The organism is Nostoc sp. (assembly GCF_036917615.1).
Classification (GTDB): Bacteria; Cyanobacteriota; Cyanobacteriia; order Cyanobacteriales; family Nostocaceae; genus Nostoc.
This window is the reverse complement of record NZ_JBALCZ010000077.1, coordinates 18,869-35,336: the sequence shown is the minus strand read 5'-3', so window position 1 is coordinate 35,336 and position 16,468 is coordinate 18,869. Positions and strand designations below refer to the sequence as shown.

Here is a 16,468-nt window from a genome sequence, read left to right as displayed (position 1 = left end):
TCACGTTAAGTTGACACCAATGTACATCTGTAAACCCTTACGAAAGACCTTTATAGACTAAGCCACGACGCTAGCAGAGAAAACGAAGTCATTTGCAGTCAGGCTAGTTGAGGTAATTCCTAGCAATGAAGCCAACTCTGTATTTCCGGTTTTCACAAGAGTACTACTACCCTGTTGCAACAGTGTTAATCCACTAAATTGAGTTACGCCAACACCGCCAAGCCCAATTTTATCAATCCCGACTGTAAAATCAGTAATAATGTTCTTGCTAGCTGGCAGACTACCATTGGCAATCCAAAATTGGTCAGCACCAGCACCACCACTCAGGCGATTACTACCCTGGTGACCAGCAAATAGCACATCATCACCATCGCCACCAAATAGCGAATCATTGACATTAGAGAAGAGTTTGTCATCTCCAGAACCACCGTAGAGATGGTTATTGTCACTGCCACTGCTAAGAGTATCATTGCCTGAGCCACCGAATAATGATTGACGAGAACCTTCAATTACTCGGAGAATATCATCACCTGCCGCCCCAAATAAATTATTACTACCACTGGCTTCCACCACGACAATTAGATCATCACCATTGCCACCATCGGCACTGGTATTTTGAGCTGGCCCATTTTGACCAATAAATATCTGATCGTTACCGTCATTCCCGGATACTGAAGAGTCACTGCCTGCAAGCACTGTGTCATCACCGTTGCCAGCTAGGATTGTGTTACCTTTAGTAGCTTCGACAAAATCTGCTCCGTCACCTGCGGAAAATAATTGTCCTGGCTGAAGATTGACAGTATCGCTGTTGCTAGAACCAAAACCGTTCGGGAAAGTAGGCTGTACAACTGTCAGGTTATTGGGTAGTTCGAGAATGCCGAGTTTCTCAGCAGCCGTATTGCCTGTAACGTTGAAGTCGTTGTCGTTAATCAAGGCTAGAGTGTTGGGTGCTACCAGTGCCAAACCTTCTAATTTTTCCACCCCGGTGTAACCCAACTGAGCAGCATTAGCGATTAAGCTTTTGGTGACAGGGATAATATTGGCAGCAGCTAACTCGGTAGGGGTAAGTTGTTCAATGGTTTTATTCGCTGGCAAGGTAAAGTTAGCAGGGTTGTTGATGTTGGTTGCCCCGGCTAAATCAATTTGGTAAATTAGTTTATTGCCAGCAGATGTAGCATTGTCGTCTCGCTCAACTACCGCAAATTTGCCGTTACCCAAGGAGACTGCATCGCCAATCTTATCGGTTCCCGGTAAACCTTCTAGGCGATATAAATACTCTCCTGTTACCTGCTTGGTGACAATATCAAACTCCAGAATTCGCAGGTTGAGAGAATTTTTGGAAGTCGCATCATTAGCGACATCGGGATTATCGATCGCACTCTGAATAAAGGCATATAATTTATTACCTTCCAGTGCTACACCTTCAAATCCCCGGTTATTGCGGCGTTGGGCATAAACCGCTGGCAATACCTCAGTGCCAAAAGTTCCAGCGGGTTGATCTGGGTTGGGTGCAGTAGCAGTTCCTTTTGGAATAAAGCGGTCAATCAGTTTACCATTAACATCAAAGTGGTAAATTGCCGGACGGTATTCATCTACCATCCAGTAATCTCCATTTTTCGCAACTACAATCCCTTCCAAGTCTGCACCCAAAGGATCGTTCGCTAGGGGTTGGTTGTCTAGGTTAACGCCAATTTCATCGGTATAGGCTGTGCCATTTGCCCCTGCTTGCAAATTAGGTAGTCCTGTTAATGGCGTCGTCCCATCTTGGCGAAATAGCCCTGTTCTGTTGGTAATACTGATTTCACCTGTGGTGCGGTTGAGTTCAAAGCTGACTATTTCTGGCTGGAAGTTGGGTAAGAAAAATGGTCTATTTGAACCATTAGATTCTCCATTGGGGCCACGGTCTGTGTTGGTGACAAATTTCAGGTTGCCATTTGCTGCAAACCCTTGAAAATACAACCCGGAGAAACCACCCAAGGAAATATCTTCACCTTTAGAGGTTGTTCCTAACTTCGGTAGGTTTTTAAAGTCGTAGATAGTCAGCTTGGGTTGGGCAACAGGATTACGGGGATCGTAACTAGTGGTATCGATATTTAGAGACTTGGGGAAGGCATTGGCTATATTCTCCCAAGGCACTAGCTTAAAGTTAGAGTTGACGTTTTCGCCATCAATTGTCTTGGCAGGTTCATTGGAGCCATCTTGGGTGACAAATAAACCAAATGGGAAGTTAGTCCCTAGTGGTACGTTAATGACATCTGCACCGTCTGACTCTTGTACACTGTCAATTGACCCATTGTTACCAATGGCAAAGTTACCTACGTATTCGTTGTTACCTTCACGAGTGTAGGCAACAAAGGTACTATCGCCTTGGCTGGATGCTAGCAGGTAACCTGTGCCGTTTTTGCCGTAGTAGATGGTCAACCCTTCTGCGTCATCGGTGAGGTGAGAACCACCCTCAAAACGGACGCGATCAATCAGCTTGCCTGTTGTGTCACCGTCCGGTTCTGCCTGGAATTTCCAGATGCCCACATCTTCTTGGGCTATGTAAAGAAAGCCGGTTTCTTGGTCAACCACCATACCCTCTGTTTGGGGAGAACGCCCTGCTGTCGTGGGCGAGGGGATGGTGAACTCCCGCACCAGTTCAGCTCCAATTTTGCCATTACCTTTATCAATCAATTTGAACTGAGCTATATCTCCAGTTTGTCGGCGACTGGTAAAGACATAGTAATCATTAGTTACAGGGCTACGGTATAAGGTAACTCCGTAAGAACTGCGAGTTGATGCCGAATAGGGAGGTTGAAAAGGTGATGCTTGGAAGATAGTACCAATATTGCTATCAGTGATATCTTCCAAGTATTGTCCGGGAGTGGTAGGGTTGGGGTTAATTTTGAAGATTGCTAGTTTATCATTGCCGCGATCGCTAGCCACGGCAATATCAACAGATTGATTGCCTAATTTAAAACCGTATTGCAGGTCAATATTGTTGTAGCGAATACCACCAGGATTAACTGTTTGCAATAAATTACCAGACAAGTCATAAACCCGCAGTCCGGCATTTTTAACTGAGGTTAATACTAAACTATCGGCAGAATTTGTGGCATTAACATAGATAGCAGGATCATCAGCATCGGCACGTTGAGATGTGGGCAGTGCCGGATCATCAAACAGATCGGGACGAGTTTCTAATCTGGGTGCAGCAGTGGGAACCAAGTCTGCACCCAAGGTGAGGATTTGGGTATATTGGGTGCTACCAAAGTTATTATCACTCACTAGCACAATCGACTGACGACCATCTGCTAGTTTGGGGCCGAAGGTAATACCCTCAATGTTATCTACTCCAGTGGGATGATTGGCGTCAGTAGGCAGATTCAGGCTATTTAAATTCAACAGCAGACGCTTTTGAGCGGGTTTGATCGCTGCTAGTTGTTCAGCACTCAAATTATTGAGAGAATCATAGAAACTAATATCAGTTGCACCTTGCAAAGAAACTTCGTAGATTTTGATGGTGTCGCCTACACCAGCAGAAAAAGAGCGCTCCAAGGCCAGCAAGGTTCCCCGGTTGTCGATCGCTAGTAAATCTGCCAAACCATTGTCACTTGAGCCTGTGCTAGGCTTGGGCGCTTGGGCGATCGCATCGGTGATATAGAGGTATTCCTTTTCTGGCTGTCCAGTAACCAGATTGTATTGCAGAATTCGGGAACGGCTGCCACTGGTGAGTGAAGCCTTTAATCCATCTTGGGACAGCGCGTTTTCAGTAGCTGTGAATAAGGTTTTCTGGTCGGGTGTAATGGTGAGGCTTTCAAATGCTAAGTTATTGTAAACGCCTGATGTCTGCGTATCACCTATATCTACAACACCATTGCCGTTGGTATCCTGAACTACTGGCAGAAATTTGCTGGGTACAAATAGCGATCGCACTTCTTGCCCTGTAGTTAGCGAAAACTCCTTAATAAAGGGATTGGTAACGCGACCTGCACTAGGATTAACTTCGCCCTCTGAAGATATGAAGACTGTCCCATTATTGGTTAAAGCAATGCCCTCTGGGTCGAGACTGTTAAGCGCAAAGAAGTTGCCACTAGTATCTTTTAAGGGTGTAACATTGGTAAAAGTCACTCCCGTCGTAGAAATAGTACCTGGGTCAGTGGTGAAGGTATAAAAGCGGGCGGGGGCAACTTGGGAGCGATCGTCTGAGATCGCATAGTAGCGGTTATTGGCAGCATCATATGTGACACCAGAAAGTCCACCCAATGGAGTCTGTACCCCATTTACCGTTCCCGCCGCACCAGAGGGAATAAAGCCAGTCACGAAGGTAGTCTGCCCCTGAAATCCCGCATTAGGAATGGTTTTACCTGCCTCTGTTGAACCAGTTTGCACATCTGCGAATACCAAGCGATGGTCAGAACTAGGGAAAGGAAAAGTGCCTACCAAAGAAAACGTCGGGTCAGTATTCAGGGGCCAAAATACTCCTGAGTTTGTAATTGTTAAGTCAGCAGAGGGTAGTACATAATCTGTCCGTAGGTTTCCTGGAGTCGGATCAGCAAAGTCTGCGGTATCAAAAGCCGAATTACCCTTTTGGCTAGTATTTGCACCACCCTGTAAGCCTGCTTGTTGGGTTCCACCGGGACTAGTGGGGATGACATTAGTATTGATATTAGGATTTTGCAACAGTTGGCGAATGGCATTGTCAAAACTGTCACCATCCAACGGGTCTGCATTTTGATCACCCATAATCACAAAGCGTGAACCAGCAGCAATACCGCCCGTTTTACCCCGATCATCGTAGATGTAATTACCTTTACCAGGGGTAATATAATCTGCCCAAAAGCGGATCTCGTCGTGATTGCGCTTACCGTTGCGGTCTTCCGCACCATCAAAGGTTGGGGGTGTGGGATGGCTAGTGAGGACGTGAATTGTCTCCCCATTCACCTTGATAGGTACATCCCAATGACTTTTGGAAGAGAGGCGTAGAACTTTGAGTTCCTTGTCAGAATACCAATCATTTGGCTGTGGTGTTGTAGGATCATCAGGAAGCAAGGCATTGGGCATATCCTTCCAGAGGAAGTTTTGGAAGGTGCGGATGTTGGCAGTGTCGATGGGATATTTGGATAGCAGCAACATCCCATATTGACCTGGGAAATTCCCGAATCCGAAAGCATCATCGCCATATCCCAGTTTGCCTGGGGTTGTAACCACTGTGCCGTTGTTATTCAAGTCAAACCCAGAGGCAATACCTGTGTTGGAGGGAGCAATGTAGAAGTAGGGGTAGTCAACGGGAGTCGCACCGTTTTGGCTGATGGCTAAATAATTTTGCTTGAATAGTTGAACTGCCTTTTGGGAGTAGTCAAACTCATTAATTAGCAGCACATCCGGGTTATTACGCTGGATTATTTCCGCAACAGCTTTTGCCTGAGCATTATCGGGGGTTGACAAATCGGTCACTAATTGACCTTCAGCGTTGCGGTTTAGGGAAGCGTTGAATTCGGAAAAGCGGATTGTATTAGTAGTTACCATGTTTAATTCTGAGATAGATTTCAGATATGAGATTGCTTTGAAAATTAGGAGTAGGGAATGGGCGTTTTTTGCAAAAGCCTTCATTTCAAACTCTTACTCTCTGCGTCTAGGCGCTTCTGCGTAAAGCAAACGATCGCCCTCAAGTTTCCCAAAGGGCGATCGCTTCCAGAATCAAAGGCCGATATTTCGGCTCCATTAGTACTAGTGAAGCCACCAACTTTCTGCAAAATGCTGGAGTTATGTTAGTAATCGTAAAACTTGAAATTTTAAGGTTATTTGTATGATTTTCAAACATCTACTGAATATTCATTTTCTAGAATTTTTGCTGGGGCGATCGCTTTGCACCATCGCATTTTTACTAACAGGACAAAACCTTGACTGCAAAGATGTACTTCACAGTTTGGACGCTTGCAAGATAAGTTCAGTATGAAAAATTGAGCATGTAGCAGAAAAAACTACATATTTTACCAGTATTAATTCTTATTCATAAACCTCAACCTATCTCAGTAAAATTAAGAAATAGCTAGCAAAAGGTTAAAAAAACAAATATTTGGCATTGAGTTGTACTCAGATGAAACCTGGAAGTGCAAATTGGTCGTAAGCGTACAATGCTGATTTGGCTTATCTCAGTTTAATTTTCTTAGTGAATTGCCCGTAAAACAGTTATAAAATCAGCATTTTGGTAAAATTTAATAATTTAGTGTTGGCAGTAAAACTACTCAGGCTATTGCTTAATAGTCTGGTTCATTGCAAGTAAAATATTATGTCCGAATTATTTTCTGTTTTAGGGTGCGAAAATCCTCATCGGAACGGCGACGTGATTTTTATTCATGGTTTAGCAGGCGATGCATGGGGAACTTGGCATTCCCAAGACCAAAGCGATCGCAGGGATCGTGATTTTTGGCTTACTTGGTTGCAAGAAGACTTAACACAGAAAGGAATTGATGTTGGAGTCTGGACTTTTGGATACGAGGCAGCACGTTTTCAATTTAACGGTTCAGCAATGCCAAGATTTGACCAAGCCAGCAACTTACTAGAATTTTTGCAAGTACGAGAAATTGGCGAACGTCCAGTAATTTTTGTTACTCATAGCATGGGTGGGCTATTGGTGAAAGAAGTGCTTCGTACAGCGCAAAATTTCCGAAGGCAAGCTATAATCGACCAGACTAAGGGTATTGTTTTTTTATCCACACCACACAGGTTCTCATTTAGCAAAATTAATTGAGCATATCAGCATCTTGGCGCGACCTACAGTTAACGTCAACGAACTCAGGGAACATGCACCAGCGTTACGCAGCCTCAACGAGTGGTATCGCCAGAATGTTGAGAGTTTGGCAATTGATACAAAGGTATTTTATGAAACCCAGCCTACAGCGGGAATTTTAGTTGTAGACGAGGATAGTGCAAACCCAGGCATTATAGATGTTAACCCAGTAGCGATCGCCAAAGACCATAATCAGATTGCCAAGCCCAGTTCAAAAGAAGATTTAGTCTATCTAAGTGTCAAGCAGTTTGTGGAAAAACATATAAGACCGCGACTACAACTGCCTTCTAACGACACAATTGTTTTACAAAGACCCAAGTTTGTGAAAACCGAAAACCCTCATTATCCCCTCTGAATACCGTTGTTAACGATTCGGAGGGGATAAACACTAATATTAATTTTGTGTTTATTAAAATTCACACAGAACCTGTTGATAGACAACAGGTTAAGCTTTATGTGATTGCAAATTTTAGTGAACAGAGACTCACTAAAGATGGTGTTACAATTCAGTTTGGGTTAAAACGGGGAACACTGAGGCTGCGTTTGCAAAATGGAAACATTCCCATTGAGTCTATAGATACGTCTCAATTCATTAATTTCCAGGTTGATTTAATAGCAGGATCAGAGAATAATATAAGTTGGGTTTTTAAACTAAAGGCTAAGAAATCTAATGTTTTAAAAGGTTTACTCAAAAAAACTAGACTAGGAACTGTATTCAAAGATATACAGCAATTAAACACTCAGGATGTCAATATGGATAATAACGTAATATGTTCCGTAGAAGCGACTTTTGAAATTGTATCCATCACAGATATTTGTATAACTGAGATTGAGTATGAGCAACCTAATTTACCAAAAGAGGTTGTTGCAGGATTATTAAATAAAAACAAAAAAAATAAAGCAGTATTAGAGAAAAAAATTCTTAAGGAAGATTTAATAAAAAAACTATTTGAGCCTTGCATACTTCAGGCGGAGTTTGATGTATGAAAAACGAAATATCTTTACCAGATTTATTACAAGAATTAGCCCAAAACCAAACAAATAAATTTTCTGAAATAGTTCAAATAGCTGGTCTGAACTTAACTGAAGATTTTATTGGTATTGACCTTAGTGGTGAAGACTTAAGCGATGATAATTTGAGCGCGGCCAATCTCAGTTTTGCTGACTTAAGCAATACAAACTTATTATTTACTAACTTAAGTGGGGCTAACTTAAGTGGGGCTAACTTAAGTGGGGCTAACTTAAGAAATGCTAACCTTAGTGATGCTAACTTGAGCGATGCAAATCTAACTGATGCCAACCTGAGTGGTGTTAATTTAAAAGGTGCTATCCTCAGTGACGCCAATCTCAATGGTGCCAACCTCAGAAACGCCAACTTGGCTGATGCTAACCTGGAAAATGCAAATCTAACTGATGCCAACCTCAGTGGTACTAGTTTACAAAATCCAGTTAATGGTATTAACGGAGTTACTACAAAGTCTATAGATACTCAAGAATCAATCAAGATAAGTGTTGAGAGCAAAGAGCCAAAAGAAAAGGCATTTGAACTACTTTTGGAAACGGATAAAAAAATCGCCCAAGCAACTTCAGACTTAGTAGGTCTAGAAACTATCTTAGATGATGTTTGTAGAGAAATCCAAGACTCATTAGGCTTTGACTTTGTTGGCATATCATTGGTAATGCCAGAACATGACACTATTGAAGCAGTATATGGTACTGGGATTGCAAGCAGATGGGTTGATCAAGTAAGGCATTACGTGAATGCAGATCCAGATTTAAGAGATATCCAAGCACATATCATTAAAACATTTGATACTGAAATTATCTCTGGGTGGGACAAGCGATTTAATCGCTGGGTTTATGAAAGGTTCAACCATGACCGACTTAATCGTGTTTTTACGCCCATTTTCTTAGTTCATGACGACCAAGTAAAAGTAGTAGAAGATTGGTTTGAACACTATAAATGGGATGAGAATTTTAGAATAGCTAAACAAGAAGGGAACAATATGGTTATCCATATGGAGACATTACCTACTGCTTCCCTACCTGAAGTTATTGGAACAGTAGAAGCAGGCTATGAAAATTCTAGAAAATCAATTACATATGAACAAGCAACCTTACTAGCTAAACTAATTGCTCGGCGGGCATTAGATATTCGTCGTGGAAGGTTAACTTATGTTTTAGAAACTATTGCGGAGAATGCTAAACATATTTTCCAAGCCGACTCAACTACGTTGCATTTTTTATGGGAACCACATCAAGAACGCTATATATACGAAGTTTTTGCCGGAGACCTCGGTAATATCCCATTAGATAAATTTTCACCTCGTAAGCAAGGGTTAGGATGGCAAAGTATCTCTGAAAAAAAACCTAAATACATTACATATACATCTCCAATAAAGGAAAATTCCGAAATAGAGTTAAATCAGGGAGTATTAGCAAGAGGATCTAGAACATACGCAGCCTTTCCATTACTAATTAAGGATCAATATAAAGTTATTCCACGGATGATTGCGACTCCTACTAAGCAAGGCTATAACATGGAACGAGAACAAAATTTTGATCTTGTAGGAGTACTATATGTCCACTTTAGGTATGAACATGAATTTATTGAAGAGCTAGAACGCCAAGGACAGTACTTTGCTAATCGGGCTGTTGATGCTATTTGGCACGTGATCACATATCAAAAAATACGTCATGAAGCACGTCAGCTATATACTCTTCAATGTATTACCCAATCTCTTAATCAAATAGATAGTAATCTATTAAGTCATATTGCTTGGAATACACTGAATGTTCTAGCAGCAGACGTTGTTGCTATTTATGAATATATTCAAACAGAAAGACAATTTTTAACTCCACACATGATTGCGGGAATCTTGATGGAAGAAGAGGCAATGGAATTCGAGATTAATGAAAATAATGTACCATTTGTACTAATTAATCGTGAAACCAATGTCTATGTTACAGATATTGATAATGAACATACATTTAAAAATTCATATTTTACACAAAGAGAAAGAATCAAATCGGTAGCAAGTATTTTGTTGAAAGTAGATAAAGATATTGTCGGAGTTATGTTGATTAACTATCGACGTTATCATAGTTTTTCAAATGAAGAACAAGAAATTATTAACTCTATCGCGTCTTCAGCAGCAAGTGCCATCAAAAATCAACGGTGGTTGCAGACATTAGACAATATTGAGCGCGAAATTATCACAACTCTGGATCGAGAAAAACTTTTGGATCTAATTGTACAAAAAGCAGTGCAAAATACAGGAGCTGATATAGGAGTGATCAGTATCCTTGAACCTATTAGTCAAGAACTTGTTGCCCAGGCTAAGTATCCTGTTAATGAGCCAATTGAAAGCATCTCTACACATTTAAAGATGGGTGAAGGAATAACTGGTTGGGTTGCAATGTATCGCAAAGCTGCATTGGTGGATGATGTTGAAACAGACCATCGCTACAAACACTATTTTGCCCATAGCCGCTCAGAGCTTTGTGTACCTCTTCTGGATAAAGATTGTCGTATACGCGGTGTGCTGAATGTAGAAAGCCGTCAAAGAGCAAAATTTAAGCAAAGAGACTTGCGGAGATTAGAATTGCTTGCAGGCTTGGCAGTTATTGCTATTCAGAATGCACAGAATGCTGAAAGAGAGATATTAACTACTGTTGGAGATGTATCTGGAAAGTTTTTCCATCAATTAAATAATAAAGTTAGTACAGTCAAAGAATTTTTACAAGAGATTTTCAGTAAGCCAGATCAAAATAATATTGAGATTAGTAAACAAAAAGGAGATACAGCTCTACTTCTGCTAGATGAAGTCAGCCAAAGTTTAACAGGTATGAAGATTGGGCATAACGAAGAACCTCAACCTCTATGCATTCACTCGATAATAAACAATGCTTTGAATGAGGTTTCTTTGCCTTCTATGATTCACACCAATATCAATGTGGCACAAAACTTACCTAAAGTGTTAGGTGGGGAACAGCAATTGACTGGGATTTTCTATCACCTCATACAGAATGCTGTAGATGCAATGCCAAATGGTGGCACATTGTCCATTAATGCTAGAACTGTAGAAGGAGATGAGAAACTTGGGGTCGAAGTTGAAGTTTGTGACACTGGAGTAGGTATTACACGAGAAAAATTCGACGAGATTTTCCAGCTTGGATTCACTACTAAAGGTGATCAAGGAAATACAGGTTTGGGACTGTGGCTGACCAAAGGCCAAGTTGAGAGTTTGGGCGGAGTATTAAAACACGATAGTTCACTTGGTCAGGGTTCACAGTTTACAGTTACATTAATATCGTATATTTCTTAGGTTTTACAGACGCTGCAAAATTACCTTTAGTTGACAGACACAATTTAGTTTGAGTCCGATTTGGTATTAACAGCGTCTTAGCCTTAAAAAATAACCATCATTTAGCGAAAATTACCAGGGTTTAGACGAGCACCGTTAGGTTGAGACTGACGACGAATTACCACTCCACTCCGCAAATTGTTTCCAGTACCGCCATCTTGGCGATCGAGGAAAGGTTTGAGATTAATCCCACTTCTAGATGAACTAACCCGATTATTACCACTACCCAAAAGTGTGCGTCCTAAATTATATAATTCGTTGCCTCCACTACTGCGATCGCCATAAGTGTTAACAGCTATAGTCTGCTGTCCACTGTCAGCAGTAGTTAAGTTTTGGAAAACGCTATTGCGGATAACATAGGGGTCTTTCCCAGGCGGTACTGTCAGCACAATTCTACAGCTTGGGTTAGCTTCAGTTGTGACGCAGACAATATTTTCGTTATTTTCTACAGCTGTCTGGAGTTCTTGTAAGCCATCTGGGCGATAAAGTTCTAAACGACTGGCAATTGCTGTACAACGCCTTTGTGCATCCCAACCACCGCCCAAAGCCGCAGGTGCTGCCCAAGGAAAGAATTGTCCGGATTGACTTTGTGGCTGATACATGACAGTGTACTGTCCATTGTAAGTCTGACAGCTAAACCGAGTTGTACCGTCAGATGAGCGTGAAGGTGGTATACCTGTCGATGTGTCTATTGGTATTGGTGCTGATGTACCATCTGATGGTACTGTTGGTACTACTACACCCTCGCCACTAGAATCATATTGCGCCATTGCTGCCGAATTGCCCAGACACAAAGATAAGCCAATACTGCCCAAAGATATCAATCGTAGCAGTTTTGATGACATAAATCATCCTCCACTAGAAATAGGTAGGGAATTGATAGTTTAAATGACGAATAATTCTGTTTTTTGATTCATTAAAAACGCTATTTTTTTTCCTCTCTTGCTTTTTTCTCTTGGAGTAACTTTTTCACCCGTGCTTGAATTTCTCCATGACGATTTTTTTGCTATGCCCGCTTCTGATTCTCGCCAGTATACTTAACCTCCTGAGGATAGTTGCGTGGGGTCATGATTGCTGCTTTACGTTCTTCAGGTATGCTTGTTTTGGCAAAAGGTTCTTTCACCTCGCGGTAAATTTTTTGTGCCTCTGGGATTTGTCCGGCTTTCTAAAGTCTATCCGCTTCTATAAATTTTAGCTGACGGACGACTTATTCAAGACTAAGTGTAGCTTTCTGTGGCGACTCTGGCTTTTTTTGTGTATATATACTATGGCAAATTATTTGGATCAATACCTTGAGATTGTAAATAGGCAATTAGCCGTTCTTTTTGCTGACGTTCCTGTTCAATTTGTTCCACTGCCCAAAGTAACAAATTACCTACTTCATCCCACCAGCGCAACCAATAACCAGTTCTGGCTTCTTTTGTTCCTTGCCAAGTTCCTAGAAATAAACCCATTGAATCAATCCAATGACGACCATTTTCATCAGGTTGTTTTAACTCGTAGCGCCTGTTTTCGAGTTGGTAAAATTCTAACAAACCCCCATTTTGGTCAAAAATCACGTAAATTGGAACTTGAAGAATCTGCTCGTAAAAAAACCATTTTCCTGGTGGATAGGTTCGTTTAAAAGAGTATTCTCCACCCTCAGTGTCAGATAGAAATTCCATCACAATTGCTGGAATATCTCCATCTAAATTGGGTGTATAGCTTTTGCGTTCTCCTAAAACCTGATTTACCGATGGCACATAAACCCAGTCGGGTGCTTTCGCAACAAATTGCCCGTTTATCGTCGCACAAAGTCCAAAATTTGAGGCTATCAACATCTGCGGTTGGATGAAACCACTTATCTCAAGGCTTTCGCGTAAAGCACCAGCCAATAGTGGCTGACCTGTATTTTCCACTGGTTCATCCTCTAAGTGAAAATCTGCGGGCAATGCTTCCCAAGATATTACCAGTTCTGTTAAAGATTTAGCTTCACCGAGTTGGGTTGCCATAAACACCCCCTTTTATTGATTTGTCTTTATTTTATGGCTGACCAGTGGCTTGTTGTTAGGCGATGCCTGCGGCGAGCTACGCCTACGCAATTAGCTGTAGAACTTTCATCATGGGACATAGTTGCAAAGTTCTTGATTTCATTCACAATTTTTTACAGAAAAATTGTGTAAACTCTCTCAAATTGGCTGATAAATATAGTGAAGACTCAAAATTGCCTAGATTTAATCATACTTAGTTGACGGTATAGTCAAAAGAGAAGCTAAATGACGCAATACATTCAGTTTACCACTGAAGACGGTGGCACTATCCTTGTGGAAGTGGAAGAAGAAGAAGTGTCACCACCTCCAGGATTAGTAAAGGCTGGCTTGCAAGACAAAGTAAAACAGACTGTTGGTGTAGCACAAAATACCTTTGCAGAAGCCATAAATACAACTATAAAGCATAATGTCAATGCATTTATTGAGTCAGTACAGAGTTTATCTGAACTACCGACTGAAATGGAAGTAACTTTTGGATTAAAAATGACTGGCGAGGCAGGGAATGTTGCTGTATGCAAAGGAAGTGGTGAAGTAAATTACGGTGTAAAGCTGGTGTGGAAGCAACTTTCAAAAGCTAAATAGTGAAATGGCTACACAACAGGATAACTTAACTCTAGGTATAGTTCGGATCTTGAAACCAGACGGAAAAACAGCTGGTACTGGCTTTATTGTCACTAAAGATGGATTAATTGTAACATGTGCTCATGTTGTAGAGTATGCCAAATCAGGGCCAGGAGGTACTGTAAGTCTTGTCTTTTACGCTAGGCAGCAGACTTATATAGGACGTGTAGATGAGAAGTACTGGTCTGCATCTACAGTGGGTGACATTGCGATACTGCATCTAGAGGGAAATTTACCAAATGAAGTAAAACCTTTGCAATTAGGTACTTCTTCGGGTTCGTCAGGTCATGCATTTAAAACCTTTGGCTTTCCTAAAGCCAAGTCTTTAGAAGGAATGTATGGTTATGGCACTATAGGTGACTTGATGAGTGGCGAGAATGGTCTACCTTTAGTTCAACTGACTAACGCTACAGAAGTAACACCAGGTTTTAGTGGTGCGCCAGTCGTAGATGAACGTACTCATCGTGTAGTGGGAATGGTAACAGCCATTACACCAGTTGATAAATATCAACGACTGGCAGAGACTGCTTTCATAACTCCTAGCGAATTCTTGCAAGAAATTTTTCCTGCACTACAAATTACCAATATCTGCCCTTATGTAGGCTTAGAAGCATTTACTAAAGATAAAGCTGATTTCTTTTTTGGTCGTGAGGTATTAGTTACAGAATTAGCTAATCACTTAAAAAACAATCCTCGTTTTCTAGCTATAGTTGGGTCTTCAGGAAGCGGAAAATCTTCTGTTGTGCAAGCAGGTCTATTGCCTTACCTTGAACAAGTTAAGCTACCAGGATTTAATAAAATCTACACAGTTAGCTATCGTTATACTGCTTATATTACTGATCCATCTGACGATTTTCAGAGTTATTTACAAAAATCTGGAATTTTCAATGTTGAAGATACAAATAGTCGAATAATTATTTTTATTGACCAATTTGAAGAAATATTTGCACTCTGTCCTGAGCCAGAAAAGTCAAATTTTCTGAGGTTTTTAACTGAATTAGTAGATCAAAAATTATTTCGGAATAATAAAATTACACTGATTATAGCTGTACGAGCAGATTTCTATGATCCATTACTCAGTTCTCCTCTAGGACATTTCCTTGGAGTTGGTCAGGTTAATATTACTCCTCTGAAGGAAACTGAATTAAGAGAAGCGATCGCTAAACCAGCTGCACAAGTTGGTTTAGAAATTGAGTCTGGTTTAGATGAACGAATTATTGAGGATATTGGGGCTACGCAAAACCCGCTTCCATTACTAGAATTTACTCTCGAACAACTTTGTAAAAACGAACATTCTCACGGTAGATTAACTCATGTAGATTACGAAAAAATTGGTAAAGTAACTGGTGCGATCGGGCAGTGGGCAAATGAAACATATAGGAATCTTAATGAAAAAGAGCAACTCATAGCTAAACGGATTTTCACTCGTCTAATCCACTATGGCGAAGGCACAATACCCGATACTCGTCGTCGTTTACTAATCTCTCAATTGCTAACTACCAATGATGAAAAACTTACTCGTCAAGTCATAAAAACACTTGCTAATCAGCGTCTGCTTGTAACCGATGCGGAGACTGTAGACATTATCCATGAAGCCTTACTGCGTGAATGGTCTGATTTAGGAATATGGATTAGAGAGCAAAGAAGTTTTCTGCTGTGGCGTCAGAGGTTAGATGAAAGACGCACTGAATGGATCAACAACAAAAAGGATCAAGGACTTCTTTTACGGGGTCTTTCTTTACTAGAGGCAGAAAAATGGTTGCAAAAACCTGAAGTTGACCTGAATTTAGATGAACAAGCTTTCGTTAAAGACAGTAGTAAACTACGGCAAAGAGAGCAATTTAGATTGTGGGCAGGAATTGGCTCTGTAGTTTCACTCATCACAACAGGTGTTGTTATTTTTATTAATCAACAAAATCAGAAACAGTTGGATCTTCTTGCTGCTTGGGCTAGTGTCAGTCAAATTGACAATAATATTGAAACATTACAGAAACTTTTTGAGGAAGCAGATAAATACAAGAAGGTAGCAGATAAAAAAAGCCAGAATCAGATAAATACAAAATGGGATAAAGATGAGGATTTAATGCGAGCTTTTAGTTACTATGTGACCATCCAGTCAACAGCCAATCGGATGCTTAATGAAACTAGTAAAAATCAGATTAAAATTAAAAAAAGTGATTTAGAGAAAATTAAAAGTATTACGGCTAAAGCTGAAAAAAAGAGAGTAGAAATAATTCATGATCACTTATATCCGGTACTTATTCAACGTTTAGATGCAAAAAATTATGGAATTTATTTATCTTCTAATGAAGATGGTCCGGGTGAAAACTTATATACAAAAGAAAGTGCTTTACAAGAAACTTATAAGATTATGTTTAAAACTGGAGCAGACTTGAATAGTGATCAAACAATAAATACAAAAGAGGAAGCAAACCTAATACCTAGTAAAACTATATTGGAAATTGAAAAAGTATGGCTAAAGAAAACGGAAAATTATTGTGGTTGGTGCAATCCATGTATAAGTTCAGGTATGGGTTCAGATCCACACCAATTAGGAAAAACTTATAGCATCAAACAAATATTATTTTTTTCTGTGACTAGCTTTGTTGATGATCGCTTCAAATCGGTTCTGGGCGATCGCTGTTCCTCTGACTGACATATAGATAGTAAGTAGG

General features: G+C 40.6%; 10 protein-coding genes. 6 read left to right on the top strand and 4 right to left on the bottom strand.

Features of this window, described 5'->3' with window-relative positions; genetic code table 11:
* Positions 1-57 precede the first annotated feature (57 nt).
* Positions 58-5,511 (bottom strand): phytase, encoded by a 5,454-nt coding sequence (locus V7K85_RS27520; protein ID WP_334818478.1) that lies wholly within the window; start codon positions 5,509-5,511, stop codon positions 58-60.
* Positions 5,512-5,591: 80 nt separating this feature from the next.
* A complete protein-coding gene (locus V7K85_RS27515) occupies positions 5,592-5,738 on the bottom strand; it encodes a hypothetical protein (RefSeq protein WP_334818476.1) in 147 nt (48 codons plus the stop codon).
* Positions 5,739-6,274: 536 nt separating this feature from the next.
* On the opposite strand from V7K85_RS27515, the gene V7K85_RS27510 reads away from it, so the two are divergent.
* Genes V7K85_RS27510 through V7K85_RS27495 form a run of 4 tightly spaced genes read left to right on the top strand, consistent with a single transcriptional unit; the run spans position 6,275 to position 11,103 of the window.
* On the top strand, positions 6,275-6,736 hold the full coding sequence (locus V7K85_RS27510; RefSeq protein ID WP_334818475.1) for an esterase/lipase family protein: 462 nt from the start codon (positions 6,275-6,277) through the stop codon (positions 6,734-6,736).
* Positions 6,737-6,749: 13 nt separating this feature from the next.
* Positions 6,750-7,130: a hypothetical protein gene (locus V7K85_RS27505; RefSeq protein ID WP_334818473.1), complete on the top strand. Its 381-nt coding sequence runs from the start codon at positions 6,750-6,752 to the stop codon at positions 7,128-7,130.
* Positions 7,131-7,177: 47 nt separating this feature from the next.
* Positions 7,178-7,762: a hypothetical protein gene (locus V7K85_RS27500; protein WP_334818471.1), complete on the top strand. Its 585-nt coding sequence runs from the start codon at positions 7,178-7,180 to the stop codon at positions 7,760-7,762.
* A complete protein-coding gene (locus V7K85_RS27495; RefSeq protein WP_334818469.1) occupies positions 7,759-11,103 on the top strand; it encodes a pentapeptide repeat-containing protein in 3,345 nt (1,114 codons plus the stop codon). The genes V7K85_RS27500 and V7K85_RS27495 overlap by 4 nt, the downstream gene beginning before the upstream one ends.
* A gap of 101 nt (positions 11,104-11,204) precedes the next feature.
* Here the strand turns inward: V7K85_RS27495 and V7K85_RS27490 are convergent, their stop codons facing one another.
* Together V7K85_RS27490 and V7K85_RS27485 are read right to left on the bottom strand one after the other, a co-directional pair.
* Positions 11,205-11,987, bottom strand: coding sequence for a COP23 domain-containing protein (locus tag V7K85_RS27490; RefSeq protein WP_334818467.1), 783 nt, complete (start codon positions 11,985-11,987; stop codon positions 11,205-11,207).
* 420 nt (positions 11,988-12,407) lie between these two features.
* Positions 12,408-13,133: a Uma2 family endonuclease gene (locus V7K85_RS27485; protein WP_334818465.1), complete on the bottom strand. Its 726-nt coding sequence runs from the start codon at positions 13,131-13,133 to the stop codon at positions 12,408-12,410.
* Between the two features lie 264 nt (positions 13,134-13,397).
* Between V7K85_RS27485 and V7K85_RS27480 the strand changes: the two genes are divergently transcribed.
* On the top strand, positions 13,398-13,754 hold the full coding sequence (locus V7K85_RS27480; RefSeq protein ID WP_334818463.1) for a CU044_2847 family protein: 357 nt from the start codon (positions 13,398-13,400) through the stop codon (positions 13,752-13,754).
* 4 nt (positions 13,755-13,758) lie between these two features.
* A complete protein-coding gene (locus tag V7K85_RS27475; protein ID WP_334818461.1) occupies positions 13,759-16,449 on the top strand; it encodes a S1 family peptidase in 2,691 nt (896 codons plus the stop codon).
* Positions 16,450-16,468: the final 19 nt, after the last annotated feature.